27 protein-coding genes are annotated in these 24,924 nt (G+C 71.4%); 5 read left to right on the top strand and 22 right to left on the bottom strand.

Annotation, left to right across the window (positions count from 1 at the left end; all coding sequences use genetic code 11):
* Nucleotides 1–157 precede the first annotated feature (157 nt).
* From VGT06_12215 to VGT06_12115, 21 genes are all read right to left on the bottom strand, one after another.
* Nucleotides 158–1,018, bottom strand: a complete 861-nt coding sequence (locus VGT06_12215; protein HEV8663883.1) for an ABC transporter permease — start codon at nucleotides 1,016–1,018, stop codon at nucleotides 158–160.
* A 2-nt stretch (nucleotides 1,019–1,020) separates the two neighbouring features.
* A complete protein-coding gene (locus VGT06_12210) occupies nucleotides 1,021–2,007 on the bottom strand; it encodes an ABC transporter permease (GenBank protein HEV8663882.1) in 987 nt (328 codons plus the stop codon).
* A gap of 4 nt (nucleotides 2,008–2,011) precedes the next feature.
* A complete protein-coding gene (locus VGT06_12205) occupies nucleotides 2,012–3,664 on the bottom strand; it encodes a peptide-binding protein (GenBank protein ID HEV8663881.1) in 1,653 nt (550 codons plus the stop codon).
* Between the two features lie 13 nt (nucleotides 3,665–3,677).
* Nucleotides 3,678–4,028, bottom strand: a complete 351-nt coding sequence (secG, locus tag VGT06_12200; protein ID HEV8663880.1) for a preprotein translocase subunit SecG — start codon at nucleotides 4,026–4,028, stop codon at nucleotides 3,678–3,680.
* A 60-nt stretch (nucleotides 4,029–4,088) separates the two neighbouring features.
* Nucleotides 4,089–4,853 carry a triose-phosphate isomerase gene (gene tpiA, locus VGT06_12195; GenBank protein ID HEV8663879.1) on the bottom strand — a complete coding sequence of 255 codons (765 nt, stop codon included), beginning with the start codon at nucleotides 4,851–4,853 and terminating at the stop codon, nucleotides 4,089–4,091.
* Nucleotides 4,853–6,034, bottom strand: a complete 1,182-nt coding sequence (locus VGT06_12190) for a phosphoglycerate kinase (protein HEV8663878.1) — start codon at nucleotides 6,032–6,034, stop codon at nucleotides 4,853–4,855. The genes tpiA and VGT06_12190 overlap by 1 nt, the downstream gene beginning before the upstream one ends.
* Before the next feature lie 10 nt (nucleotides 6,035–6,044).
* On the bottom strand, nucleotides 6,045–6,227 hold the full coding sequence (locus tag VGT06_12185; protein ID HEV8663877.1) for a hypothetical protein: 183 nt from the start codon (nucleotides 6,225–6,227) through the stop codon (nucleotides 6,045–6,047).
* A 150-nt stretch (nucleotides 6,228–6,377) separates the two neighbouring features.
* On the bottom strand, nucleotides 6,378–7,382 hold the full coding sequence (gap, locus tag VGT06_12180; protein ID HEV8663876.1) for a type I glyceraldehyde-3-phosphate dehydrogenase: 1,005 nt from the start codon (nucleotides 7,380–7,382) through the stop codon (nucleotides 6,378–6,380).
* A 93-nt stretch (nucleotides 7,383–7,475) separates the two neighbouring features.
* Nucleotides 7,476–8,237, bottom strand: a complete 762-nt coding sequence (locus VGT06_12175) for a PilZ domain-containing protein (GenBank protein HEV8663875.1) — start codon at nucleotides 8,235–8,237, stop codon at nucleotides 7,476–7,478.
* Between the two features lie 21 nt (nucleotides 8,238–8,258).
* Entirely contained in the window at nucleotides 8,259–9,086 is an 828-nt protein-coding gene (locus VGT06_12170) for a ComF family protein (protein HEV8663874.1), read from the bottom strand.
* Between the two features lie 52 nt (nucleotides 9,087–9,138).
* Nucleotides 9,139–9,489 (bottom strand): TraR/DksA family transcriptional regulator, encoded by a 351-nt coding sequence (locus tag VGT06_12165; GenBank protein ID HEV8663873.1) that lies wholly within the window; start codon nucleotides 9,487–9,489, stop codon nucleotides 9,139–9,141.
* A gap of 58 nt (nucleotides 9,490–9,547) precedes the next feature.
* Nucleotides 9,548–10,495 carry a sigma 54-interacting transcriptional regulator gene (locus VGT06_12160; GenBank protein HEV8663872.1) on the bottom strand — a complete coding sequence of 316 codons (948 nt, stop codon included), beginning with the start codon at nucleotides 10,493–10,495 and terminating at the stop codon, nucleotides 9,548–9,550.
* Complete coding sequence (rsfS, locus tag VGT06_12155; protein ID HEV8663871.1) at nucleotides 10,477–10,842, bottom strand: ribosome silencing factor; 366 nt, start codon at nucleotides 10,840–10,842, stop codon at nucleotides 10,477–10,479. Before rsfS ends, VGT06_12160 begins: the two co-directional genes overlap by 19 nt.
* 7 nt (nucleotides 10,843–10,849) lie before the next feature.
* A complete protein-coding gene (gene nadD / locus VGT06_12150) occupies nucleotides 10,850–11,578 on the bottom strand; it encodes a nicotinate-nucleotide adenylyltransferase (GenBank protein HEV8663870.1) in 729 nt (242 codons plus the stop codon).
* 7 nt (nucleotides 11,579–11,585) lie between these two features.
* Nucleotides 11,586–12,842, bottom strand: a complete 1,257-nt coding sequence (locus VGT06_12145; protein ID HEV8663869.1) for a glutamate-5-semialdehyde dehydrogenase — start codon at nucleotides 12,840–12,842, stop codon at nucleotides 11,586–11,588.
* Nucleotides 12,839–14,005 carry a glutamate 5-kinase gene (gene proB, locus VGT06_12140; GenBank protein HEV8663868.1) on the bottom strand — a complete coding sequence of 389 codons (1,167 nt, stop codon included), beginning with the start codon at nucleotides 14,003–14,005 and terminating at the stop codon, nucleotides 12,839–12,841. Before proB ends, VGT06_12145 begins: the two co-directional genes overlap by 4 nt.
* On the bottom strand, nucleotides 13,971–15,011 hold the full coding sequence (obgE, locus tag VGT06_12135; protein ID HEV8663867.1) for a GTPase ObgE: 1,041 nt from the start codon (nucleotides 15,009–15,011) through the stop codon (nucleotides 13,971–13,973). Before obgE ends, proB begins: the two co-directional genes overlap by 35 nt.
* A gap of 9 nt (nucleotides 15,012–15,020) precedes the next feature.
* Nucleotides 15,021–15,281 (bottom strand): 50S ribosomal protein L27, encoded by a 261-nt coding sequence (rpmA, locus tag VGT06_12130; protein ID HEV8663866.1) that lies wholly within the window; start codon nucleotides 15,279–15,281, stop codon nucleotides 15,021–15,023.
* 32 nt (nucleotides 15,282–15,313) lie between these two features.
* Nucleotides 15,314–15,628 carry a 50S ribosomal protein L21 gene (gene rplU, locus VGT06_12125; protein ID HEV8663865.1) on the bottom strand — a complete coding sequence of 105 codons (315 nt, stop codon included), beginning with the start codon at nucleotides 15,626–15,628 and terminating at the stop codon, nucleotides 15,314–15,316.
* Between the two features lie 175 nt (nucleotides 15,629–15,803).
* Complete coding sequence (locus tag VGT06_12120) at nucleotides 15,804–17,345, bottom strand: Rne/Rng family ribonuclease (GenBank protein ID HEV8663864.1); 1,542 nt, start codon at nucleotides 17,343–17,345, stop codon at nucleotides 15,804–15,806.
* A gap of 51 nt (nucleotides 17,346–17,396) precedes the next feature.
* A complete protein-coding gene (locus VGT06_12115) occupies nucleotides 17,397–20,087 on the bottom strand; it encodes a TIGR03960 family B12-binding radical SAM protein (protein ID HEV8663863.1) in 2,691 nt (896 codons plus the stop codon).
* A 168-nt stretch (nucleotides 20,088–20,255) separates the two neighbouring features.
* Between VGT06_12115 and VGT06_12110 the strand changes: the two genes are divergently transcribed.
* A complete protein-coding gene (locus tag VGT06_12110; GenBank protein ID HEV8663862.1) occupies nucleotides 20,256–20,810 on the top strand; it encodes a DUF4382 domain-containing protein in 555 nt (184 codons plus the stop codon).
* Nucleotides 20,811–20,823: 13 nt separating this feature from the next.
* On the opposite strand, the gene VGT06_12105 is transcribed toward VGT06_12110, so the two are convergent.
* The gene (locus tag VGT06_12105; GenBank protein HEV8663861.1) at nucleotides 20,824–21,669 is read right to left on the bottom strand and encodes a formylglycine-generating enzyme family protein; all 846 of its coding nucleotides are present in this window, start codon (nucleotides 21,667–21,669) and stop codon (nucleotides 20,824–20,826) included.
* A 243-nt stretch (nucleotides 21,670–21,912) separates the two neighbouring features.
* On the opposite strand from VGT06_12105, the gene VGT06_12100 reads away from it, so the two are divergent.
* Genes VGT06_12100 through VGT06_12085 form a run of 4 tightly spaced genes read left to right on the top strand, consistent with a single transcriptional unit; the run spans nucleotide 21,913 to nucleotide 24,922 of the window.
* Nucleotides 21,913–22,650: an amino acid ABC transporter ATP-binding protein gene (locus VGT06_12100; GenBank protein ID HEV8663860.1), complete on the top strand. Its 738-nt coding sequence runs from the start codon at nucleotides 21,913–21,915 to the stop codon at nucleotides 22,648–22,650.
* Between the two features lie 10 nt (nucleotides 22,651–22,660).
* Complete coding sequence (locus VGT06_12095) at nucleotides 22,661–23,518, top strand: transporter substrate-binding domain-containing protein (protein HEV8663859.1); 858 nt, start codon at nucleotides 22,661–22,663, stop codon at nucleotides 23,516–23,518.
* Between the two features lies 1 nt (nucleotide 23,519).
* Nucleotides 23,520–24,245, top strand: coding sequence for an amino acid ABC transporter permease (locus tag VGT06_12090; protein ID HEV8663858.1), 726 nt, complete (start codon nucleotides 23,520–23,522; stop codon nucleotides 24,243–24,245).
* A gap of 2 nt (nucleotides 24,246–24,247) precedes the next feature.
* The gene (locus VGT06_12085; GenBank protein HEV8663857.1) at nucleotides 24,248–24,922 is read left to right on the top strand and encodes an amino acid ABC transporter permease; all 675 of its coding nucleotides are present in this window, start codon (nucleotides 24,248–24,250) and stop codon (nucleotides 24,920–24,922) included.
* Nucleotides 24,923–24,924 lie beyond the last annotated feature (2 nt).

Raw genomic sequence — 24,924 nt, 5'->3', positions numbered from 1 at the left:
AGGGTTCCCCAGAGGGGCCGGGGGCCGGGGGCCGGGGGCGGCGCCGGCGACAGGACCCGGACCTTGTCACTTTGATGCTGGCGTTTGTATGAGTGCCTGGCGCGGCGGGAGGCGGCGCCCCGGGGGATGCCCCGGGGCGTTCCTGTTTTCCGGGTCCTCACTGGCGGAGCCGCGGGTCGAGGGCGTCCCGCAGCCCCTCGCCGAAGAGGTTGTAGGAGAGGACCGTGGCGAGAATGGCCAGTCCGGGGTACACGGAGAGCCACCAGGCGATCTCGATGTTGGCCTTGCCGTCGGCCAGGATGTTCCCCCAGGTGGGAGTCGGCGGCTGCACGCCGAGGCCGAGGAAGGAGAGCCCCGCCTCCGTCAGGACCGCCCCGGCCACCCCCAGGACGGCCGACACCAGGACCGGGACGAGGGCGTTCGGCAGGATGTGTCGGAACATGAGCCTCAGGTCCCCGGCCCCGAGGGCCCGGGCGCTCATCACGAAGTCCCGCTCTTTCAAGCTCAGGACCTCGGCCCGGACGAGCCGGGCCACCCCCATCCAGCCGGTGACGCCGATCACCGCCATGATCACGAAGATGCTCGGTTGGAGCATCGCGATGACGGCCAGCAGGAGGAAGAACCGCGGGAAGGTGAGCATCACGTCCACGATCCCCAACATGATGAATTTGTCCGCGGCCCCCCCGTAGTAGCCCGCCACGACCCCCACCACCATGCCGATCAGCATGGCGATCCCGACCGCCACGAACCCGACCGCCAGCGAGACCCGCGCCCCGTAGAGCATCCGGGACAGGACATCCCGGCCGATCTGGTCCGTTCCCAGGGGGTGCGCCTGACTCGGCGGCAGCAGGATCCGCTTCACGTCGTAGGCGGCGGGGTCGTAGGGGGCGACGAGGGGGGCGGCGATGGCCACGGCAGCCAGGAGGAGCACCACGGCTCCCCCGGCGAGGGCCAGCGGGTTCCGCCGCAGCTGGCGCCAGGCGGCGGCGAGACCGACGGAAGGGGGTGGGTGCCCCATGCTCACGCGCTCCGGCCCGCGATCCGGATCCGCGGATCCACGATCCCGTAGCACACGTCGGCCAGGCGGTTCCCGACGAGGGTCAGCCCCGCCCCGATCGTCAGCAGACCCATGACCACCGGGTAGTCGCGGGCGAACACGCTCTGGACGGCGAGCTGTCCCATCCCGGGAATGGCGAAGACGCTCTCCACGATCACGCTCCCGCCGATCAGTCCGGGCAGGGAGAGGCCCAGGATCGTCACGATCGGAAGGACGGCGTTCCGGAGGGCATGCTTGTAGAACACGACCCGCTCCGGCAGCCCCTTCGCCTGGGCCGTCCGGATGTAGTCCTGGCGGATGACCTCCAGCATGCTCCCCCGCATGAAGCGGGAGAGCCCGGCCAGGCCGCCGAACGCCCCGATGAAGATCGGGAGGACCAGGTGGGTGACGAGGTCCCAGGCCTGCGCCGCCGGCGCCAGGTACTCCCAGTTCAGGGAGCGGAGCCCGGAGATGGGGAGCCAGCCGAGCTGGACGCCGAAGAGGATCATCAGCAGGAGGGCCAGCCAGAAGTCGGGCGTGGCGAAGCCGATGAAGACGAAGACGGTGGCCAGCCGGTCGAAGAGACTGTGCCGGCGGACCGCCGCGAAGACCCCGAGGGGGACCGCGGTCAGGTAGATGAGGCAGATCTCGGCCAGGTTGAGCGACAGGGTGACCGGGATCCGCTCCCGGATCTTCTCCCAGACCGGGCGGCCGTCCGGGCTGAAGGAGCGGCCGAGGTCCAGCCGGACGAGCCGGTTCAGCCAGACCCCGTACTGGACGTGGAGCGGCTTGTCCAGGCCGTAGAGCTCGCGCAGGGTCTGGCGCTGCTGCGGGCTCTGGGTCGTCTGGAGCTCCTGCTGCAGGACCACCGGCTCGCCGGGCGCCAGGTGGATCACGAGGAAGGCCAGCAGGGTGATCGCGAGCATCTGGAGGGCGGAGACAACGGTGAGGCGGGCGACGTAGGCGAGCATGGCCTCAGCGGGTGTAGCGCTGCGCGTCCTGGGGAACGTACCACCGGATGAAGTTCCAGGCGAGGCCGGCCGGGGCCGGCTCGATGCCCCGGATCCGCGACGACACCGCCGTCAGGGCTTCCGGGACGTAGAGGAACACGAGCGGCTGGTCCTCGGCGAGGACCCGCTGGAACTCCCGGTAGATGGCGGTCCGGCGCTCCCGGTCGAAGGTCCGGCGGCCCTGCTCGAGGAGCCGGTCCACCTCCGGGTTGCTATAGGAAACGTGGTTGAGCTGGTCCGGGCCGGTCTTGCTCGAGTGCCAGATCTCGTACTGGTCCGGGTCGAGGCCGAGCCCCCAGCCCAGGATGATCGCCTCGAAGTCCCGCTTCCGGATGAACGTATTGATAAAGGCCGCCCACTCCACCACGTGGATATTGACGTCGATCCCGACTGCCTTCAGGCGCCGCTGGATGATCTCCGCCGTCTGGATCCGGACGCTGTTCCCCTGGTTCGTCCGGATCGTGAACCGGAACGGCTTCCCATCCTTCTCGAGGATCCCGTCGCCGTCCCGATCCCGCCACCCGGCCTCCCGCAGGAGCGCCTTCGCCCGATCTGGATCGTAGGGGAAGGTCCGCACCTGATCGGTGTACCACCAGGTCCCCGGCTTGTAGGGCCCGACCGCCTCCTGCCCGAGGCCGAGGAGGACCCCCTCGATGATCTCCTGCTTGTCGATGGCATGGGCGATGGCCTGTCGCACCAACCGGTCGGCGAAGCGCGGGTCCTTCAGGTTGAAGCCGAGGTAGGCGTAGGAGTTCGAGAGGTAGCGGTACTTCTCGAAGAACTTCGCGAAGGCCGGGTACTCCGTCTGCCGGCGAAACTGGAGGGGGGTGAGCCCGGCCATGTCCACGTTGCGAGCCTTCAGTTCGAGGAAGATGGTGGCGGGGTCGGGAATGATCCGGAGAACGACTCGGTCCAGGTACGGGCGGCCCCGGTGGTAGTCGGGGTTTGCCAGGACGACGACCTTCTCCTGGGTTTTCCACTCGTGGAAGCGGAAGGGCCCGGTCCCGATCGGGTGGCGGTTCTGGGGCGTCGTCCGGAGGTCCACACCCTTCCGCCAGGGCTCCTCCAGGATGTGAGCCGGGAGGACCCAGAGCGCCCACGAGAGGAGCGCGGGCGCATAGGGCCTCTCGTAGTGCACCCGGACGGTGTGGGGGTCCACGACCTCGAGCGAGGCGGCCTGGAGGAAGTCCTCGGCGTAGGCGGTCGGGGTTTTCGGGTCGCGCATGTACCGGTAGGTAAACTCCACATCCCGCGCCGTGAAGGGAGCCCCGTCGTGCCAGCGCACCCCCTTCTTCAGGTGGAAGGTGATCGTCCGCTCGTCCTTCGAGATCGTCCACGACTCGGCCAGCTCCCCCGTGAGGCTCAGGTCCCGGTCGGCCCGGACCAGCCCGTCGTAGATGAGGCTCCCCACGCTGTGGGAGGCGGAGTCGCTGGTGATGTTCGGGATGAGGCCGCTGATGTCCCCGATCGAGGCCTCGACGATCGTGTCCCCGTACGCCGGGGGGCCGGTCACGGCCCCGGGCGCCTCGGCGGAGGGGGCCTCGCCGCCGCACCCGGCGAGGCCGAGGATCAGGAGGCCGGCCGGCAGCCAGCGGGAGAGACGGCGGGCGGGGGCCATCACCTCTCCGGACTCACTTGGCCGGAGCGGCCGCCCCCGGCGCCGCCGGCGCCGGCGCGGGGGCCGGGGGAGCCGCGGGGGGCGTGGTCTCGGTCGCCGCCGCGGGCTCCTCCCGGATGACGGAGGAGGCGCGCCGCTCCCCGTGGTACAGGGTCAGGCTGAGGGAGGTGAGCATGAAGAGGATGGCGGCGATCGTGGTCACCTTGTGGAGGAGGGTGGTGGCGCCGCGGCCGCCGAAGACGGTCTGGCTGGAGCCCCCGCCGAAGGCGGCGCCGATGTCGGCTCCCTTCCCCGACTGGAGGAGGACGACCCCGATCAGGGCCACGGCCACCACGATGTGGAGGACCAGCAGCAGGACGTACATGGATGTGCTCTCCCTTCGCGTCGCGAGCCCGATGCGGCCGCGGCGGCCCCCGCGCCCCGCTCAGGCGGGACGGGTGGCTTCCACGATCCGGGCGAACTGCTCCGCCACCAGCGAAGCGCCCCCGACCAGGGCACCATCAATCTCGGGTTCGCGGAGGAGCCCCGCCGCATTCTCCGCCTTGACGCTCCCGCCGTACAGGATTCGGGTGGCGGGCCCGCCCCCCCGCTCCGTGAGGAGGCGCCGGAGGGCCCCGTGGATCTCCCGGGCCTGCGCCGGCGTCGCGGTCCGGCCCGTGCCGATCGCCCAGACCGGCTCGTAGGCCAGGACGAGCCGGCCGAGATCGGCGGCGGGCAGGCCCTCCAGGGCCGCCCCGACCTGCCGGGTGACGACGGCCAGGGTCTGCGCCGCATCCCGCTCGGCCACGGTCTCCCCGACGCACACGATGGGGGTGAGCGCCGCCGCGAGGGCCGCCCGGACCTTCCGCTGCACCGTCGCGTCCGTCTCCCCGAAGTGCTGGCGCCGCTCCGAATGCCCCAGAATCACGAATCGGCAGCCGAGGTCCACCAGCATTCCGGCGGAGACGGCGCCGGTGAAGGCCCCCTCCTTCTCCCAGTGCATGTCCTGCGCGCCCAGCGCGATGCCGCTCCCCTGCAGAGCCGCCCCCACCGCGGGAAGGGCGGGGAAGGGGGGACAGACGGCCACGTCGACCCCGTCGCGCCCGCCGGGGCGGTCGAGCCGCTGGCGGAGCTCGCGCGCCAACGCGGCCCCCTCCGTGGGCGTCTTGTACATCTTCCAGTTGCCGGCGACGAGCGGGATCCGCGCCATCACTGCTTCTCCGGAAGGGCGGCGATCCCCGGGAGCTCCTTCCCCTCCAGGAACTCCAGCGAGGCCCCGCCCCCCGTGGAGAGGTGCGTCATCCGGTCGGCCACGCCTGCCACCTTCACCGCGGCGACCGTGTCGCCGCCGCCGATGACGGACGTCGCCCGGGACGCCGCCACCGCGGCCGCGACCGCCATCGTCCCGGCCCGGAAGGGTGGGAGCTCGAAGACCCCCAGCGGGCCGTTCCAGAAGATGGTCCCCGCGCGGCCGATCTCCTCCGCGAACTGCGCGATGGTCTCGGGGCCGATGTCCAGCCCCATCCAACCGGCGGGGATCCCCCGGAGCGGCACCACTCCCGTCGGGGCGCTCGCCTCCACCCGCTCCGCGATGACGTGATCGCTGGGGAGGCAGAGGCGACCGGGGCGGGCCCGGGCCAGGATGTCCCTCGCCACCTCCAGCCGGTCCGCCTCGACGCGGGAGGCCCCCACGGGAATCCCCTGGGCCGCCAGGAAGGTGTAGGCCATCGCCCCCCCGATGAGGAGCGCGTCCACCCGGGTGAGCAGATTCCGGATGACCCCGATCTTGTCCGAGACCTTCGCCCCCCCCAGGATCGCCACGAAGGGGCGGCGGGGGGTCTCCAGGACCTGGCCCAGGTACGTGAGCTCCCGCTCCAGGAGGAAGCCGGCGGCGGCCACCGGGGCGAAGCGGATGACGCCGACCGTGGACGCGTGGGCCCGATGGGCCGCCCCGAAGGCGTCGTTCACGTAGACGTCGCAGAGGGCGGCCAGCGCCCGGCTGAAGGCCTCGTCGTTCCGCTCGTCCCCGGCGTGGAAGCGGGAGTTCTCCAGCATGAGGACGTCGCCGGGGCGCATGCGGGCCGCGGCAGCGGCCACCTCTTCCCCGACGCAGTCCCGGGCTACGGGGACCGGTCGTCCCAGCAGCTCCCCCAGGCGCGCGGCCACCGGCGCCAGGCTGAGGGCACTGTCCGGCTTCCCCTTGGGCCGGCCGAGATGGGAGAGGAGAAGGAGCCGGGCCCCCCGGTCCAGCGCGTGCCGGATAGTGGGAAGCGCGGCCCGGATGCGGCTGTCGTCCGTCACGGACCCGTCCCGGAGCGGAACGTTCAGGTCCAGCCGGAGCAGGACCCGCTTCCCCGCCAGGTCCAGGTCGCGAATGGAGAGCTTGGCCACAGGCTTCCCGTCAGAAGGGCCGGATGCTGACCGCCGTGAGGCCTCCTCCCGCCTCCTTCCGGAACTTCACCAGCACGGTCCCCCCGGCTGTGATTCCCTTGAGCTGCTCCGCCGTGGCCCGGAACCGCACCGCGTCGCCGGTCTCGGCGTCCCGGATGGCCAGCAGCCCCCGGGTCCCGTCCAGCTCCGTCACCTGCCCGATGTGCCCATCGGGCCCCGCCGCCGGTCAGGCCCGGGCCGGCCCCGGTCCCACGGTGAGCAGGGCCGCCCCGAGTGCCGCCGCCAGCAGGCCGCGTGTCGCCCATCCCATCGGTTCCCCCTTCCCCTTCGTCGCGCCCCCCCCTCAGCCCCGCTTGGCCAGGTAGAGGAGCAGGTCGCGCACCCGGCAAGAGTAGCCCCACTCGTTGTCGTACCAGGCCAGAACCTTCACCATGGTCCCGTCGATGACGCTCGTGGAGGGGGCGTCCACGATGGCGGAGAGGGGGTTCCCGTTGAAGTCCACCGAGACGAGCTCCTCCTCCTCGACCCCCAGGATCCCCCGCAGGTCCCCCTCCGCCGCCTTCCGCAGGGCGGCGTTGACCTCCTCCACCGTCACCACCTTCTCCGTCTCGGCCACCAGGTCCACGAGCGAGACGTTGGGGGTGGGGACCCGGATGGCGATGCCGTGCAACTTCCCCTGCAGCGGCGGCAGGACCAACCCGATGGCCTTGGCGGCGCCGGTGGCCGTGGGGATCTGGGAGAGACCGGCCGCCCGCGCCCGGCGCAGGTCCTTGTGGGGCAGATCCAGGATCTGCTGGTCGTTGGTGTAGGCGTGGATGGTCGTCATGAACCCGTGCCGGATGCCGAAGTTGTCCAGCAGCACCTTGGCCACGGGGGCCAGGCAGTTGGTGGTGCAGGAGGCGTTGGAGATGATCCGGTGCCGGGCCGGGTCGTAGGCCTTCTCGTTCACCCCCAGGACGACCGTCACGTCGGGGTCCTTCGCCGGCGCCGAGATGATCACCTTCCGCGCCCCCGCTTCCAGGTGCTTGGACGCGCCCGCCCGGTCGGTGAACCGGCCCGTGGACTCGACCACCACCTCCACCCCCAGGCTCTTCCAGGGGAGCCGGGCCGGGTCCTTCTCCGCCAGGACCTGGAGGGTCTTCCCGTTGACCACCAGGCCGCCCTCCTTCACGTCCACCGTCCCCTTGAAGGCCCCGTGGACCGAGTCGAAGCGGAGCAGGTGCGCCAACGTGCGGGCATCCGTAATGTCATTGACGGCGACGAAGTCCAGGCCCGGATCGGTGCACCCTGCCCGGAAGAAGTTCCGGCCGATCCGCCCGAACCCGTTGATGGCGACGCGTAATGCCATGCCTCCCCTCCTCGCGGTGGCGCGGCCGCCTCGCGGGGCGGCGCTGGCGCGGTTCGTGTCCCTTCCCCTACTATACGGCCCAGGCGGAGGGCGTCAACCCCCGGGGCCCTCGCGCCCCGGCTCGGCCCGACCCGTCGCCGGCCCCAGTCGGAACAGCTCGGCCCGCACGTAGCTGCCGATCTGGGCCTGCGCTTCCTCCGCCAGGTCCTCGAACCGGATGCCCACACCCCCCTCCTCCCCCTCCGTCGCCTCCCGGCGCCAGACGACCCGCCCGGCGACCTCAAAGAGATGCGGCAGGCCGGGGAGGATGAACTGGAGGTGCAGCAGTTCGCCCGCCTCCAGGGCCTCCGGCGTGGCGAGGAACATGCCGGTGGCGCTGATGTTGGCGATGACCGCCTGAAGGCGCCGCTCGGCCGCCCGGACGTTGACCGGGACCCCCGCAGGGGCCCGCAGGAACGCGCGCTGATCGGCCCGCTTCGGGTACAGGATCCCGCCGACCCGGTAGACGAGCTGGTCCCACACCAGCCGCTTGTCCTGGATCCCCACCACCTGCAGGCCCCGGAGGCGGTCGAGGACCCGGCGGGTCTCCGCAGCGATCGTGACGGCCAGGATGGGGGGGCGCCCCTCGAGGGGCCGGGCTTTCAGCCAGGCGTAGAGGCCGTTCGCTTCGGCACCGTGCATCTGCAGATCCAGGACGAGGAGGTCGAAGGGCGGCCCCGCCTCCAGCTGCCGCTGGGCGGCCGCCGCCCCCGCCTCCTCCACGACGTCGTACCCCGCTGCCCGGAGCAGCTCGCCGATGATCTGCCGGTAGGCCTCCGCCTCCTCGACCACCAGGACCCGCTTTGGGGTCTCCATCCGTTCGTCCCCCTCCCGCTCTCAGGCCACACGGGCCAGGGTGTACACCCCCACCGCGGCGGCGCCGGCCCGGCGGAGCACCCGGGCACACTCCTCGGCGGTGGCCCCGGTGGTGAAGACGTCGTCGATGAGGAGCAGGCGCTTCGCCCGGATCCCGCGGGGAGTGCCCCGGACGGCGAAGGCGCCCCGGACATTGCGCCGGCGGGCCATGCGATCGCCGCTCTGGGGCGGGGTCGGCCGGGCTCGGACCAGGCCGCGGCGCAGGACGGGGCGACCCGCCGCCCGGCCCAGGCCCTCGGCCAGCGCGGCCGCCTGGTTGAACCCGCGCTCCCGGCGACGCCGCCAGTGCAGCGGGACCGGCACGAGGGCGTCGAAGGCCGTCAGGTCGAGCCGTCCGGCTGCCGCCGCGTGCATGAGGCGGGCCAGCGGGACCGCGAGCGCCCGCCGGCGGCCGTGCTTGAGGGCCAGCAGGAGCGCTCGGACCGGACCCGCGTCGCGGTAGGGGAGGACGGCCCGGGCCAGTTCGTACGGGGGCTGCCGCCGCTGGCAAGCCCCGCACCGCAGCGGCGAATCCCCCGGGGCGTCCGGGACGCCCCCGGCACCCCCGAGCGGCCGCCCGCAGGTGGCGCACCCGTTCTCCGGCAGGCGCGGGAGGCTGGCCCAGCAGGGACCGCAGACCTGGGCGGCGGCGCCCGCCCCGAGCGGCCCGGCGCAGAGGAGGCACGGCACCGGGAAGAGCAGGCGGAGACAGGCCTCCCACAGGTCGCGGACGGTCACGGCGATCACCCCGGGGAAGGAGGCCCCGGCAGAGTCCGGGGCCGGGTGGGGCGCGGGCGGCTTTTGCCGCACCGCCAGGCGGGCAGGGCCGGCCGGCGGGGAGCCCGCCAGGCCAGACCTGGGGTTAGCGGCTCTCTTCCTCCTCCTCCTGGCAGGCGATGCAGTAGGTGGCGAAGGGGAGGGCCTCCAGGCGCTTCTCGCTGATCTCCGCCTCGCACTTCTCGCAGAGCCCGTAGGTGTTCTGCCGCATCTTGCCCAGGGCCGCGTCCACCTGCCTGAGGAGACGGCGTTCCGCGTCCCCCAGGGAGAGGAGGAATTCCTTCGTGTAGGCGGAGGTTGCCTGGTCGGCGATGTCCTGGATCCCGTCGTCCCCCGCCTGGAGGCTGGTGGCACTGCGGGTCCGGACACCGCTCAACAGCTCCTTGCGTTTCTCCTCGAGCCGCCGCTGCAGCTCTTTCAGCTTCGTCGCCTTCACCTCGGCCTCCTTGCCCGGCCGGTCCGCGGACCGGCCCCGGCGGGCCGGAGCGGAGGAGCTACTCAAGCCCGTAGCGCTTGCGCTTCTCCAGCAGGGTCTTGCGGTTGATCCCGAGGATGCGGGCGGCACGGCTCTTGTGCCCCCGGACCCGGCGCAGCACCCGGCGGATGTACTCCCGCTCCAGCTCCTCCAGGGTCAGGAGCTCCTGGTCGGGCACGCCGTCGCTGGCCACCGCCATCAGATCCACCGTCAGCTCCTCCGGCCTGATCGGTCCCCGCTCCCAGAGGATGACCGCCCGCTCGATCACGTGCTCCAGCTCCCGCACGTTCCCCGGCCAGGGGTGGCGCCGGAGCAGCGTCGCGGCCTCTGGGCTCAACCCCGGCACGGCCTTGCCGTACCGGGCCCCGAAGTGCTGGAGGAAGTGGGCGGCGAGCGGGAGGATGTCCTCGGGGCGCCTCCGGAGGGGCGGGACCACCACCGGGACCACGTTCAACCGGTAGTAGAGATCCTCGCGGAACTGGCTGGCCTTCAGCGCCTTCGCCAGGTCCCGATTGGTGGCCGCCAGGATCCGCACGTCCACCGAGATGGTCCGGTTCCCGCCCACCCGCTCGAAGGCCCGCTCCTGGAGGACCCGCAGCAGCTTCGCCTGCAGGCTCTGCGGCAGCTCCGCCACCTCGTCCAGGAACAGGGTCCCGCCGTGGGCCAACTCGAACCGCCCCGGCTTCTCGGCGACGGCGTCGGTGAACGCGCCCTTCTCGTGCCCGAAGAGCTCGCTCTCCAGCAGGCCCTCCGGAAGGGCCGTGCAGTCGACCTTGACGAAGGGCCCCTCGCGCCGCTTGCTCTCCTCGTGGATCGCGCGCGCGATCAGCTCCTTGCCGGTCCCACTCTCCCCCAGAATTAAAACGGTGGCGTCACTGGGCGCCACCTGAGCCGCCAGCCGCAAGGCGGCCCGCATCTCCGGGGCCTCGGCGACGATGGCCTCAAAGCCTACCCGTCCACCCCCCATCGGTCCGTCCGACCCCGGTCCGGGACGACGAGCACGCTTCGCGGCGCGTCGCCCCACAGCCTCTCGAGATCGTAGTATTGGCGCGTAGTTTCCTCGAAAATATGGATGATGCACTCATTGTAGTCAAGCAAAATCCACCGCGCTTCCGCGTATCCCTCGATGTGCAGCGGTCGCGCCGAGGCACTGCGCAGCCGCTCCGCGATCTTGTCGGCGATGGCCTGGACCTGCTTGTGGCTCCCCGCGCTCACGATGAGGAAAAAGTCCGTGAAGGAGCAGAGGCCGCGCAGGTCCAGACGCACCACCGAGTCCGGCTTCACCTCGGCGGCGGCCTCGGCGGCCAGCCGCACCAGCAGCTCAGCCTCGATGGGGGGTATCCTCCTTTCGCCCGCCGCCCGGGGGGGTGGGTCGCTTCTGATACAAGCGGTTCTTCTGCATGTAGGCCGCCACCGTGTCGGGGACCAGGAACCGGACGCTCCGCCCCTCCTCCACCAGCTGCCGGATCTCCCGGGAGGAGATGTCCAGGGAGACCAGCTCGACCAGCAGCACCAGGGCCGGGACGGGCGCATTGCGGGCGAGCTCGGGCCCCACCTCCGAGATGCGGAGGTACTTGAAGGTGGGGTGGCCCAGGGCCGCCTGCTGGGCGGGCGTCAGCGTCCGCTCCACCTCATCCAGGCGCCACCCCGGCCGCGCGGTGACGATGACCTGGGCCAAGCGCAGCAGCTCCCGGGCCTCCTTCCAGTCGCTCAGCTCCAGGAAGGCGTCCACCCCCATGATGAAGTAGAGCTGGGTCTCCTTCCCATACAACCGCAGGAGTTCCCGCACCGTGTCCACCGAGTAGGAGGTCCCCGGCCGGTTGAGCTCGATCGGAGAGACGGTAAAGTACGGGGTGAACACGGTGGCCAGGGAGACCATCTCGTAGCGGTGGATGGGGGCCGCCACGTCTCCGGCGTCCTTGTGGGGCGGCCGGGCGGCCGGGACAAAGATGATCCAGTCCAGCCCGAAGGCCAGGGAGATCTCCTCCGCCGCGCGCAGGTGCCCCAGGTGGATCGGGTCGAAGGTCCCGCCCATCACGCCGATGCGCATCCGTCCCTCACCTCGCGGACTGGCGGACCTGGCCCTCGCCCAGGACGATGAACTTGGTGCAGGTCAGCTCCTGCAGCCCCACGGGCCCTCGGGCATGGAGCTTCTGGGTGCTGATCCCCATCTCGGCCCCCAGCCCGAACTCGGCCCCATCCGTGAAGCGGGTCGAGGCGTTCACGAACACGGCCCCGGCGTCCACCTCCCGGAGGAATCGCATGGCCGTGGCGTGGTCGGCGGTCACGATCGCCTCCGCCAGCCCGGAGCCGTGCCGGCGGATGTGGGCCGCCGCCTCCTCGTAGGAGGCCACGACGCGGACCGCCAGGATCAGGTCCAGGTACTCGGTGTCCCAGTCGGCCTCGCTGGCCGGAGCCACCCCGGGCACCAGGGCGAGCGTGCGGGGGCAGCCTCGCACCTCGACCCCCGCCGCCTGCAGGCGCGCCACGAGCGGCGGGAGGAAGGCGGGCGCCACCGCCTCGTGCACCAGGAGGGTCTCCATCGCGTTGCAGACCCCCGGGCGCTCCACCTTGGCGTTGAAGGCCACCTCCGCCGCCATGGCCAACGCCGCCGCCCGATCCACATAGGTGTGGCAGAGCCCTTTCTCGTGGGCCATCACCGGCACGGTCGCCTGGTCTTTCACCGCCCGGATGAGGTCCTCCCCGCCCCGCGGGATGAGGCAGTCGATGTAGCGGGGGAGCCGCGCCATCTCGGCCACCGCGGCCCGGTCGGGGGAAGCGATGAACCCCACGGCCCCCTTGGGCACCCCCGCGGCCGCCGCCGCCTCCCCCAGGAGGGCGGCTAACGCCCCGTTCGTCTGGAGGGCCTCCGACCCGCCCCGCAGGACGACGGCGTTGCCGGCCTTGAGGCACAGGCCGGCCACGTCCGCCGTCACGTTGGGCCGCGACTCGTAGATCACGCCGATGACCCCGAGGGGGACCCGCATCCGCCCCACCAAGAGGCCGTTCGGCCGCCGCCACATGCCGGTGATCTCCCCCACCGGGTCCGGGAGGGCGGCCACCGCCTCCAGGCCGTCCGCCATCGCCCGGACCCGGCCCGCCGTCAGGGTCAGGCGGTCCAGGAAGGCGGCCGGCTGGCCGGCGGCTCGCGCGCGCGCCACCTCGGCGGCGTTCACCCCGAGGAGCGTCCCCTCCGCCCGGCGCACCGCGGCCGCCATGCCGAGGAGCGCCGCGTTCTTCACCCCGGTGGGGAGGGTCGCCAGGGCCGCGGCCGCCTCCTTGGCAGCCCGCGCCACCTCGAGAACCAGGCTCACCGCCGCCCCCCATTCAGGATCACCAGGTTGTCCCGGTGGATCACCTCGTCCGAGTGCCGGTAGCCCAGCGTCCGCTCGATCTCGCTGGTCTTGACCCCCTTGATCCGCTCCACCTCCTCCGCGCTGTAGTTGGTGAGCCCCCGGGCGAACTCGGCCTGGTCGGGGCCCACGAGCGAGACCACATCCCCGACGCGGAAGGCCTTCGAGGTCCCCTTGACGCCGGACGGCAGCAGGCTCTTCCCCCGCTCGGTCAGGGCCCGCTTCGCCCCCTCGTCCACCACGATGACCCCCTTGGGCCTGCTCGCCAGCGCGAGCCACCGCTTGCGGCCCGCCAGCCGCTCGGCATCCGGGAGGAACAGGGTCCCGAGGGTCTCCCCGGCGAGGAGGCGGGTGAGGGCGCCGGGCGCCGCCCCGTTGGCGATGAGGGTCGGGATGCCGGAGGCCGCCGCCAGCCGCGCCGCCTCCACCTTGGAGGCCATCCCGCCGACGCCCGTGGCCGTGGCCGGCGCCCCCGCCCAGAACGTCCCCTTCGCCTCCCCCCCCGTCACCACCGGGATGAGGCGGGCCTTCGGACTGCGCCGGGGATCCGCGGTGAAGAGGCCATCCGTATCGGTCAGGATGACCAGGAGGTCCGCGTCCACCAGGGCGGCCACCAGGGCCGAGAGCCGGTCGTTGTCGCCGAACTTGATCTCGTCTACCGCCACCGTGTCGTTCTCGTTGATGATCGGCAGGACCCCCAGGTCGAAGAGGGTGAAGAGCGTATTGCGCGCGTTCAGGTAGCGGGCGCGGTCCCGGAGATCCTCGCCCGTGAGGAGGACCTGGGCCACCTTCACCCCGTGGGCGGCGAAGGCCTCCTCGTAGGTCCAGATGAGCGCCCCCTGCCCGATCGCCGCGGCCGCCTGCTTCAGCGGGATGCTCCGGGGCCGCTCCTTGAGGTCGAGCCGGCCGACGCCGGCCACGATGGCCCCCGAGCTCACCAGCGCCACCTGCCGCCCCGCCGCCCGGCAGGCAGAGAGCTCGGCTGCCAGCGCCTGGATGGTCCCGGTATCCAGGGCGAACGAGCCCCGGGAGAGGACCCCCGAGCCCACCTTCACGACGAGCCGGCGGACCCCCTGAAGGAGGGCGGGCCTATCGGGCAGCCGCGCGGGGGACGGGACCGGCATCGCGTTCCTCCCGGACCTCCCGGAGCAGACGGAAGAGCCCGCGTCGGAGCGCCCCCACCCCCGCCCCCGTGGCCGCCGAGACGGGGAAGCAGGGGACCCCGGCGGTCGCGCAGTGAGCCACGAGACGGGCGAGGGACTGCTCGTGCGGCAGATCGATCTTGTTGGCCGCCACCACCCGCGGCCGATCCGGCAGGGCCCGACCCGAAGCGGCCAGCTCCTCTTCGACGGTCCGGTAGGCGGCTACCGGGTCCGCCGGGGCCCCCTCCGCCACGTCGATGACGTGCACCAGGACCCGCACGCGCTCGATGTGGCGGAGGAACTGGTGCCCGAGCCCCGCGCCGCGGGAGGCGCCCGCGATCAGTCCCGGGATGTCGGCGATGACGTAGGAGGCCCCGATCCCGAGGACGGCGACGCCCAGGTTGGGGATGAGGGTGGTGAAGGGGTAGGGAGCGATCTTCGGGCGGGCAGCGGTGCACGCGGCAAGGAGCGTGGACTTCCCGCTGTTCGGGAGGCCCACGAAGCCGACGTCGGCCAGGAGCTTCAACTCCAGCTGGAGGGTCCGGCTCTCGCCCTTCCCCCCGGGCTCGGCGGTCCGGGGGGCGCGCCGCGTGGGGGTGGCCATGCGCCCGTTGCCCCGGCCCCCGCGGCCGCCCCGGGCCACCACCACCTGCAGCCCGGCCGCCGTGAGGTCCGCGAGGGGCTCGCCGGTGTCGGCGTCGGTCACCACCGTCCCCACGGGGACGCGGATGACGCGCTCGGCCCCCCGCTTCCCTTCCCGGTTCCCCCCCTCGCCGTGCCCTCCCCGGCCGGCCCGGTACTGCTGCTGGTACTTCTGGTCGATGAGGGTGCTCAGGGTGCCCGTCGCCTCGAGCAGGATGTCGCCGCCGTCCCCGCCGTCGCCCCCATCGGGGCCCCCCCGGGGCACGTACTTCTCCCGGCGGAAGCTCACGCACCCCCGCCCGCCGTCGCCCGCCCGCACGAGGATGCGCGCTAGATCAACGAACACGGCCCGCCGTTAGGGCTCCACCGCGGTGACGTTCACGAAGCGTCCCTGTCCCCCCCGGTGGGTCACCGAGACGATCCCCGCCACGCGGGCGAAGAGGGTGTCGTCCCGCCCGATGCCGACGTTCTCCCCGGGCTTGAAGCGGGTCCCCCGCTGGCGGACCAGGATGGACCCCGCCGGCACGAGCTCTCCCCCGAACCGCTTCATCCCCAGGCGCTTGCTCTGGGAGTCGCGCCCGTTCCGGGTCGACCCCATCCCCTTCTTGTGCGCCATGGATTGCCTCCGTGTCGGAGCCTGGTCGGCCCCTACCCTTTGCTGATCGCGGTGATCCGGACGGTCGTCTCCGCCTGCCGGTGCCCCTGGGTCCGGCGGTATTTCTTCCGGCGCTTGAACTTGAAAACGATGATCTTCCGCGCCCGGCCCTGCCGCACGACCTCGCCCGCGACGGAGGCGCCGGCCACGGTGGGGGTCCCGATCGTTACCAGGTCCTCCTCCGCCACGAGGAGGACCCGGTCGAAGCGCACGGGGCTGCCCGGCTCACCCTCGAGACGCTCCACCCTGAGGAGATCACCGGGGCTGACCCGGTACTGCTTCCCGCCCGTCTCGAGGACCGCGTACACCGCCTGCTCCTCTCGGTGCCCACCCGGGGACACTCCCCGGCGGGAGGCCTAAAAGCAGCGCGCGGAGGCGGGAGCCTCCACGCGGAGAAAGCACATTCTTATAGCAGGGCCGCCGCCCGGTGTCAAGGACGAGGCGCCGGGCCGGGACCCCGGCGGCGGCGGCGGTGGGCCCGTCCTATCCCTCCTGGAGCTGGTACTTGGCCAGCGGCCAGGACTCCTCCGCCGCCAGCGCGACCTCCCCCCCGTACTGCTCCTGCAGGGCCTCGATGACCTCGGCCTCTTCCGCCTTGAGCCACGCCGTGACGTCGGGGTGGGCCCGGATCCGGAGCTGGGGCGGTTTCCTCCGGTACAGCTGCCACTCCACTTCCCGCAGGATCTGGTGGGCGATGGAGGGGAGCGCCCGGACCGCCCCGGTGCCCCCGCAGGTCGGGCAGGCCTGACTGATCGAGCGGATGAGCCCCTGCTTCACCCGCTTGCGGGTCATCTCCACCAGCCCGAGCTCGGACAGCAGCGAGACATTGGTCGGGGAGCGGTCCGGCTTCAGCCCCTCCTTCAGCTCGATGACGACCTTGTCCCGGTGCTCCTGGCGCGCCATGTCGATGAAATCGATGATAATGATCCCCCCCAGGTCCCGCAGCCGGACCTGGCGGGCGATCTCCCCGGCCGCCTCCAGGTTGGTCCGGAAGACCGTCTCTTCGAAGTCGTGCTTCCCCACGTACTTGCCCGTGTTCACGTCGATGGAGACCAGCGCCTCGGTCTCCTCGATGACGATGTAGCCTCCCGACTTGAGCCACACCTTCGGCCGCAGGGCCTTCTCGATCTCCTTCTCGACGCCGAAGGACTTGAAGATCGGCTCATCCTCCGTGTACAGGAACAGCAGGGGCCGGAGGTCCGGGAAGAGGGACTCGGTGAACTCCAGGCAGCGCTCGTACTCCGAGGGCGAGTCCACCACCAGCCGGGCCACGTCCCGCGTGAAGAGGTCCCGGAAGAGGCGGAAGACCAGGTCGAGGTCCTTCTGGACCAGGGCCGGCCCCTTCAGGCCCTCCGCCTTCTCGCGGATCTTCTGCCACAGGGAGCGGAGGAACTCCAGGTCCGCCTGCAGCTCCGCGCGGCTCTTGCCCACCCCGGCCGTCCGGACGATGACCCCCTCGTTCTTCTGGTTGAGCTCCTCCACGATGTGCCGGAGCCGCTGGCGCTCCCCCTCGTTCTCGATCTTCCGGGAGACGCCGATGTGGCTCTCCATCGGCATGTAGACCAGGAAGCGGCCGGGGAGGGTGATGTGGGACGTGATCCGGGCCCCCTTCGTCCCCAGCGGCTCGCGGGCGACCTGCACCAGGATCTCCTGTCCCTCCTGGATGAGCTCCTCGATGGATGGGTGGGGGCGCCGCTTCCCGGAGGGCGGGGGGACGGGCCGCAGGTCCTCCGGCGACTCGGCCGTCGCGCTGCCGTCCGTCTCCCCCAGGCTGAGGAGCTGCTCGTACTCCTCCACGTCCTCAAAGATGTCCCGGACGTAGAGGAAGGCGTCCTTGCTCAGGCCGATGTCCACGAAGGTGGCCTGCATCCCGGGGAGGATCTTCAGGACCCGTCCCTTGTAGATGTTCCCGGCGACGCTCCGGGTCTTCACGTCGTCGATCATCAGCTCGACCAGGTTGCCATCCTCCAGGATGGCCACCCGGGTCTGGGTCATCGAGGCGTTGACGATGATCTCGCGCTTCATGGGAACCTGCGACCTCGCGGAAGGGCCGAGCGCCGCTTCCGAGTGTGGGCGTTACGCGGGGGCCGGCGCCGGGGCGGGGACCGCCGAGAGCCCGAGGCCCGTGCGGGTGATCGTGAGGTGCCCGTCCAGGCCGGCCAGCGCCTCGGCGGGGAGGACCGGGGCCAGGAAGGCCCGCAGCACTTCCCGGGGCCGGATGCCGGCCCCGGCCTTGAGGAGGAGCCGGAAGGCCCCGGTGCCCTCGGGGGCGAACGCCTCCAGGGCCGGGCGGGCGTCCACGGTAATTGCCTCCCCCTTCCGGAACCCCTCCACGGGGATCGTCTCCCGGGCCAGGAAGGCGGCGCAGGCGGCAGCCGGATCCCCCAGGACTTCCGCCAGCGAGGGCGACAGGGCGGCCCGATACTCTGCCGTCAGCACCTGGGAGGTCAGGGAGGGCGCGTGCAGGGGCACCTCCCACGCCTCCGTGAGATGAAGCTCGCGCGGGAGCGTGGCGTTGACCCGGACCGCGAAGTGCTCCACCGCGGCCCGCTCCCGGAGCTCCACGTCCGCCAGCTCCGCCTCCCCCTCCACACCCACCGGGAGGCCCATGGCCACGGCGAGGCGGGGCTGCGGGTTAAAGCCCTGGGAGTAGGCGAGGCGGTAGCCGGCCCGGCGGACGGCCCGGGTGAGCGTCCGGAACACCTCCAGGTGCGAGAGGAACCGGAGCTCCTCCCGCTTCTGGAAGGCGAAGCGGATCCGCTGGATGGCGGCCACGGAGGGCGCGGTCTCAGCCGGGCGAGGGGTCACGGCTTCCGCTGCCGGGGGAGCCGCCACCCCCGGGTCGGCGCCGGCCGGCGGCGCAGCCCCATCGCCAGCAGGCCGCCCGGGGAGGGCCAGGAGCGGCAGCGCCGGCCCGGGCGCCGCCTCCTGCCGCCTTGCCTCACGCCGGTCCGCCTCCGCATGCTCGTGCCACTCCTGCCAGGAGGGGATGCAGACCGCCCCGCAGGCCTGGCAGGGGGCCACGTGGCAGTCGGGGGTCGTGGCGGCCCGCAGGGCCTTGCGCCACTCCCGCTGGAGGAACTTCTTGCTCACCCCGCAGGAGATGTGGTCCCAGGGGAGCGGCTCGTCGGGGCCGATGTTCCGGTGGGCGATCGGGGAGGGGTCCACCCCGCACGCCTCGAAGGCGGCCATCCAGCGGTCGAAGTCCAGGTGCTCCGTCCAGCCGTCCAACCGGGCGCCCCGGCGGTGCGCCTCGGCGATGACCGGGCCGACCTCCCGGCCGCCCCGCGAGAAGGCCGCCTCCAGGAAGGAGGACCTCACGTCGTGCCACTTGAACTTCACCCCGGCCTCCCGGAGCCGGCCCTTCAGGAACTGCTGCTTCTCCCGGAGGACCTCCATGCGGTCCTGCCCGGCCCACTGGAAGGGGGTGTGGGGCTTCGGGACGAAGGAGGAGACGCTCACCGTGAGCGTGAAGCCCCGCGGCCCCTTCCGCCGGCCGAGCCGCTGGGCCGTGAGCGAGAGCCGAACGAGCTCATCGAGGTCCGCCTGGGTCTCGGTGGGCAGCCCGCACATGAAGTACATCTTCAGGCTGCTCCACCCGGCCTCGGCCGCGGTCGCGACCGCGCGGAAGACCTCCTCCTCGTCCACGATCCCCTTGTTGATCACCTCTCGGAGGCGCTGGCTGCCGGCCTCGGGGGCAATGGTGAAGCCGGTCCGCTTCACCCGGAGGAGCTCCGCGGCCAGCTCGGGCTTCAGCCCCTTGACGCGCAGCGAAGGGAGGGAGAGGCCGATCCGGTCTCCCTGGAAGTCATCCATCAGGCCCGGGAGGAGCCCCGACAGGCAGGTGAGGTCGGCGATGCTGAGGGAGTTGAGGGAGGCCTCCTCGTAGCCGGTCGCGTCCAACGCCCGCCGCGTCATCTCACGGATCTCGTCGGCCGGCAGCTCCCGTAACGGCCGCTCGATCATTCCGGCCTGGCAGAACCGGCAGCCCACCGTGCAGCCCCGCATCACCTCGATGTTCACCCGATCGTGGACGATCTCCATGAAGGGGACGGGGATCGCGGTGTAGTCCACGGTGTCGAGGCGGGTCATAATCCGCTTTTCGACGACCTGCCCGGGCTGCCAGCAGGCGGGAACGTACATGCCGGGGAGGGCCGCCCAGGCCCGGAGGAGCTCCTCCCGGCGCCCGCCCGCCCGCCGCCAGGCCAGGAACGCGTTCACCAGGTCGTGGACCGCCTCCTCCCCGTCCCCGATGACGAAGCAGTCGATGAAGTCGGCGAGCGGCTCCGGGCTGTACCCGCAGGGACCCCCGGCCACCACGAACGGGTCCCCCTCCCCCCGCTCGGCGCTGCGAAGGGGAATGCCGCCCAGCGCCAGCATGTGGAGGATCGTGGCGTAGGAGAGCTCGTACTGGAGGGTGAACCCGACGAGGTCAAAGGCCGAGAGCGGCAGGCCCGACTCGATGCTGGCCAGCGGGATCCCCCGCCCCCGCGTCAGGGCCTCGAAGTCCGGCCAGGGACAGTAGACCCGCTCCGCCACCACCTCCGGCCGCCGGTTCAGGAGCTGGTAGAGAATTTTCAGGCCGAGATGGGACATCCCGATCTCGTAGACATCCGGGAAGGCGAGCGCCATCCGGACGGCCACCGCTTCGGGGTCCTTGTGGACGGCGAGGAACTCCCGCCCGATGTAGCGGGAAGGCTTCTCGACGAAGGGGACCACTTCCCGGAGGATCCGTCCCCGGACACGCTCGGTACCGACAAAGGACACAACACCCTCCCGGAGGGAACGCGAAGGACAGTGGAGCCTCACCGCCCCGCCTGCAGCCCTCCTAGTGTAGTAGATGCGACCGCACCAAGTAAAGCGGGGACTCTGGGGGTTGACGGGAGCGGCATCGCGGTGCTACAGGGAGCTCATCTCTCGTCGGAGGGAGGGGGGATGGGGGAGGCCTGGAGACTTCGGCGCCGCTCCGCGGCTCGGGCGGCACCGATGCTGCTCGCCCTGGCGGCGGCTGCGGCCGGCCCCCTCCTCCCCGGGCCCGCGCGCGGCCAGGAGACCGGCCCGCTCCAGGTCTGGATCACGGACCACCGGGAGGCGATCGGCGACTTCGCCTCGCTCCCGGTCACGATCGCCGCCGTGGGGCTCCACCCCGCCGGCCAGCCCCGCCGGGAAGGCTGGGTTCGCTTCCTGGTCCCCGCCCCCATCGTGGACCTGGTGCAGGCTGCGCGGGAGCCCGTCCTGCTCCTGGAGACTCCCGTGCCGCCCGGGACCTACGACGCCGTCCGGCTCGAGATGGACCGGGGTCGGGGCACCCTGAGGACCGGCGAGGAGCTGGCGGTGACGGTCCCCTCCCGAGCCACAGCGGCGGTCACGATCCGGATCCAGCCGGGCCGGCCGACGGCCCTCACCGTGGACCTCGTGGTGCACGACCTCACGGACCACCCGGGGAAGCGCTACGGGGTCACCCTCCGGCGGGCCACCGTGCGCCACTAGGGGGCGGTCGGACTCAGCGGACGTCGCGCGCGCAGCGGAAGCCGATCTTGTTATTCCGGTAGTCGGGGAGGCGGTCGTAGCGGTTCGTCACGTTGCTCCACTCCGGGGGCCCTCCCCAGGAACCCCCCCGGACGACCCGGGCTTTGCCCGCCGGCGGTCCGGGCGGGTTCCGAGCGGGAGCCACGGCGAAGTAGTCGGCCCGGTACCAGTCGGCAGTCCATTCCCAGACGTTCCCTGCCATGTCGAGGGCGCCGTACGGGCTGGCCCCGGCCGGGAAGGATCCCACGGGCGCCACCTCCGGGAAGCCGTCGGCCGCCCCCAACGTATTGGCCCGGCTCGCCTCGAATGTCTCGCCCCACGGATAGGGCCGTCCATCGGGACCGCGCGCTGCCTTCTCCCATTCCGCCTCCGTGGGCAGGCGCTTGCCGGCCCACCGGCAGTAGGCCTCGGCATCCGGGTGGGAGACCTGGGTCACCGGGTGCTCGGGCTGCCCGGCGCTTTCCGGCCCCTTGGGGTGCCGCCAGTCCGCCCCCCTGGTCCGGACCCACTTCCCCCCCTTTCCCCATTCCCCGGCCCACACCCAGGCCCAGCCCTCGCGCTCCGCGACCGTGCGGTGTCCGGTCGCCTCGACGAAGGCGGTGAAGCGGGCCACGGTGACCTCGGTCTGATCCAGGGCGAAGGCGTCGAGGAATACGGTCCGGGCCGGCCGCTCGTTCGCCTCGCCCGTCCGGCTCCCCCGGCTGAACTCCCCCGCCGGCACGAGGACCATCGGGGCCCCGTCCGGCCCCGGCGGAGCGGGGACGGGCTCCGCCGCGGCGGCGAGAGAGAGGAGGAGAACCAGGCTCGGCAGGACGTTCATGCTTGCGCCTCGCCTCCCGGATGACCGGGATGGAAGGATTCTCGAGCATGATACTACGCCCATCCCCCGGGGTGGAGGGGAATTCCAGGGGGCGGTCCCGCGGCTGACCCGTGCCTCCGCCGCCCGCGCCCGAGGCGGCGGCGATGGGGCGAGGAACATTCCAGGGTTGCGTGGGAAGGCGTCGTGCCGTATGCTCTGGGGCATCTTCGACCAAGCGATCCCCCCCGTGATGGCCGTTGCGTAATGGCGCCCGCCATCGAGTTCAAGCAGGTCAATAAGTGGTTCGGGAAGCTCCACGTCCTCCGGGATGTCACCCTGAGGATGGAGCCCGGCCAGGTGGTGGTGGTCTGCGGCCCGTCCGGCTCCGGGAAAAGCACCCTGATCCGCTGTGTCAACCGGCTGGAGCCGATTCAGTCGGGGGAGATCGTGGTGAACGGTCTCTTCCTCTCCGACCCCGCCCTGAACCCCTCGCGCCTCCGCGCCGAGGTGGGGATGGTGTTCCAGTCCTTCAACCTCTACCCGCACATGACGGCGCTGGAGAACATCGTGCTCGCCCCGGTCAGGGTGAAGGGGCTCTCCAGGGGGGAGGCGGAACAGATCGCCAGGACCCTCCTGGAGCGCGTGGGCATTCCGGAGAAGGCCGGCGCCTACCCCGCCAACCTCTCCGGCGGCCAGCAGCAGCGGGTGGCCATCGCCCGGGCGCTGGCCATGCAGCCCAAGATCATGCTCTTCGACGAACCCACCTCCGCCCTCGACCCCGAGATGATCAACGAAGTCCTGGAGGTGATGACGAACCTGGCCCGCGAGGGCATGACCATGATCGTGGTGACCCACGAGATGGGGTTCGCCCGGCGGGTGGCCCACCGGGTGGTCTTCATGGACGAAGGGCAGGTGATCGAGGAGGGGACACCCGAGGCGTTCTTCGCAGCCCCCCGTTCTGAGCGGACGAAGCAGTTCCTGAGCAAGATCCTCTCACACTAAGGAGGACCCCATGAAGCGATCGCTGAGTGCTCTGCTGGCACTGGCCGTGATGCTGGCAAGCGTGGCCCCGGCTGCGGCCGAGACCACGCTGGAGAAGATCGCCCGCACCGGCACCCTGACGATCGGCACGCGAACCGGGTCACCCCCCTTCGCGTACGTCAACAAGCAGAACGAGTGGGTGGGCTTCTCCATTGATCTGGTCGATCAGCTCGTCCTCTCCGCCGTTTCGACGAAGGTGGGCAAGCCCGTGAAGCTCGAGAAGAAGGAGTCCACGCCTGCCACCCGGATCCCACTCCTGTCCTCCGGCGCCGTGGACCTGATCGCGGGCACCATGACCGACACCCGCCCCCGGCGTGACAGCGCGGACTTCAGCCTCACCTTCTTCGTCACCGGCGCCCAGTTCATGGTAAAGAAAGGGAGCCCGATCCGGGGGATCCAGGACATCGCCGGCAAGCGCGTGGGGGCCCAGCAGGGCTCCACGAACGCGCGGATCATCCGCGAGCGGGTGCCGAGCGCCCAGCTCCGCGAGTTCCCGGATCAGCCGTCCGCCTTCCAGGCGCTGGCGCAGGGCCAGGTGGATACCTACACCAACGACGGCATCCAGCTCGCCGGGCTCAGGACCAAGGCCCCGAACCCCGGGGAGTGGGACATCGTCGGCGACTTCTACTCCTACGAGCCGTACGGGATGGCCATGCGGAAGGGGGACTCGGACTTCCGCGCCGCCGTCAACAACGGCCTGATGGAGGGGATCGACTCCGGCAAGTTCTTCGAGATCTATGAGAAGTGGTTCGGGCCGAGAGGCGAGCTGCCGTACCCCATGACCCCCGACATCAAGAAGTTCATGATCTACCAGTCCGTGCCGAAGTAAGGTGCAGTACCAGTTTGATTGGTCGGTCCTCTGGAGGGGCCAGTCGCGCGACTGGCTCCTCCAGGGGCTCCTGACCACGCTCGAGATCTCGGCGCTGGCCTGGCTTCTGGCCCTGGCCCTCGGCGTCCTGTCGGGGGCGCTCCGCACCGTCCCCCTCCGCCCGCTGCGCGCTCTGGCCATCTTCTACGTCGAGTTCTTCCGGAACGTGCCGCTGCTCGTCTGGATGTTCTTCTGGTACTTCGGCGTCCCGCCGCTCCTCCCCCGGCCGGTCCAGGAGTGGCTTTTCAACCACGGCGCCGAGTTCTGGGCCGGCATGCTCGCCCTCGGGGTCTACCACGGCGCGCGCTTCTCCGAGGTGATCCGCGCGGGGATCCAGTCGATCCCCAAGACCCAGTTCGAGGCCGCCGCCTCCACGGGGCTCACGGTGGCCCAGGCCTACCGCCTCATCATCATCCCGATCGCGCTCCGGCTGATCGTCCCGCCCTTGACCAACGAGTCGCTGAACCTCCTGAAGAACTCCTCGATTGCGCTGACCATCAGCGTGGCCGAGCTGACCTTCCAGACGCGCCAGATCGAGACCTACACGGCCAAGGCGATCGAGGCCCTCACGGCGGGGACCCTGATCTACCTGATCCTCTGCCTCGGCATCGCCGCGGCGATGGCCCGGGTGGAGCGCCGCTTCGCCATCCCGGGGCTCATCGCCCGCCCGACCCGCGCGGAGCACTGAGCGTGGACTTCGGCGTGGTGGTCAATAACCTCGGCTTCCTCATGGTCCAGGGGTTCCTGGGCTTCGGGAGCTTCGCGGGGGGCACGCTCCGGCTAGCGATCCCCGCCATCGTCCTCGGATTCCTCCTGGGGGTTTTCATCGGCCTGGGACGGCTGGCCCGTTCCCCCTGGATCCGGATCCCCGCGACGGGCTACGTGGAGCTCTTCCGGGGCGTGCCCCTCGTCATGGTCATCTTCTGGTTCTGGTTCATCCTGCCGATCCTCCTCCGCGTTCCGCTCCCGGAGTACGGGGTGGCGCTGGCGGCCTTCGTGGTCTTCGAGGCGGCCTACCTGGGGGAGATCGTCCGGGCAGGCATCCAGTCGGTGCCGAGGGGGCAGGTGGAGGCCGCGACGGCAACCGGGCTCACCCGGGCCCAGACCATGCGCCATGTCATCCTGCCCCAGGCCCTCCGGAACATGATCCCGGCGTTGGTGACCCAGTTCATCGTGCTCTTCAAGGACACGTCGCTGGCGTCCATCATCGGCTACATGGACCTCACCAAGGCGGCCCAGGTCGTCAACAACCGCGAGATCCGCCCCTTCGAGCTCTATCTTTTCATCGCGGTCGTCTACTGGCTCTGCACTTACACAATGTCGTGCTACGCCCGATACCTGGAGCGGCGCTTGAGTCTTACTTAATG

The sequence above is a fragment of the Candidatus Methylomirabilis sp. genome, assembly GCA_036000645.1.
Classification (GTDB): domain Bacteria; phylum Methylomirabilota; class Methylomirabilia; order Methylomirabilales; family JACPAU01; genus JACPAU01.
Note: the sequence above shows the minus strand (reverse complement) of the source record. Positions and strands in the feature narration are given on the sequence as shown.

Bases quoted from the DNA above. Each gene is read 5' to 3' on its own strand.
- nadD (HEV8663870.1), bottom strand. From the start codon at position 11,578: ATGCGCATCGGCGTGATGGGCGGGACCTTCGACCCGATCCACCTGGGG.
- VGT06_12120 (HEV8663864.1), bottom strand. From the start codon at position 17,345: ATGAAGCGCGAGATCATCGTCAACGCCTCGATGACCCAGACCCGGGTG.
- VGT06_12105 (HEV8663861.1), bottom strand. From the start codon at position 21,669: ATGAACGTCCTGCCGAGCCTGGTTCTCCTCCTCTCTCTCGCCGCCGCG.
- gap (HEV8663876.1), bottom strand. From the start codon at position 7,382: ATGGCATTACGCGTCGCCATCAACGGGTTCGGGCGGATCGGCCGGAAC.
- VGT06_12205 (HEV8663881.1), bottom strand. From the start codon at position 3,664: ATGGCCCCCGCCCGCCGTCTCTCCCGCTGGCTGCCGGCCGGCCTCCTG.
- tpiA (HEV8663879.1), bottom strand. From the start codon at position 4,853: ATGGCGCGGATCCCGCTCGTCGCCGGCAACTGGAAGATGTACAAGACG.
- proB (HEV8663868.1), bottom strand. From the start codon at position 14,005: ATGCCGGTCCCGTCCCCCGCGCGGCTGCCCGATAGGCCCGCCCTCCTT.
- rpmA (HEV8663866.1), bottom strand. From the start codon at position 15,281: ATGGCGCACAAGAAGGGGATGGGGTCGACCCGGAACGGGCGCGACTCC.
- VGT06_12175 (HEV8663875.1), bottom strand. From the start codon at position 8,237: ATGGAGACCCCAAAGCGGGTCCTGGTGGTCGAGGAGGCGGAGGCCTAC.
- VGT06_12160 (HEV8663872.1), bottom strand. From the start codon at position 10,495: ATGGGGGGTGGACGGGTAGGCTTTGAGGCCATCGTCGCCGAGGCCCCG.
- VGT06_12210 (HEV8663882.1), bottom strand. From the start codon at position 2,007: ATGCTCGCCTACGTCGCCCGCCTCACCGTTGTCTCCGCCCTCCAGATG.
- VGT06_12100 (HEV8663860.1), top strand. From the start codon at position 21,913: ATGGCGCCCGCCATCGAGTTCAAGCAGGTCAATAAGTGGTTCGGGAAG.
- secG (HEV8663880.1), bottom strand. From the start codon at position 4,028: ATGTACGTCCTGCTGCTGGTCCTCCACATCGTGGTGGCCGTGGCCCTG.
- VGT06_12110 (HEV8663862.1), top strand. From the start codon at position 20,256: ATGGGGGAGGCCTGGAGACTTCGGCGCCGCTCCGCGGCTCGGGCGGCA.
- VGT06_12095 (HEV8663859.1), top strand. From the start codon at position 22,661: ATGAAGCGATCGCTGAGTGCTCTGCTGGCACTGGCCGTGATGCTGGCA.
- VGT06_12215 (HEV8663883.1), bottom strand. From the start codon at position 1,018: ATGGGGCACCCACCCCCTTCCGTCGGTCTCGCCGCCGCCTGGCGCCAG.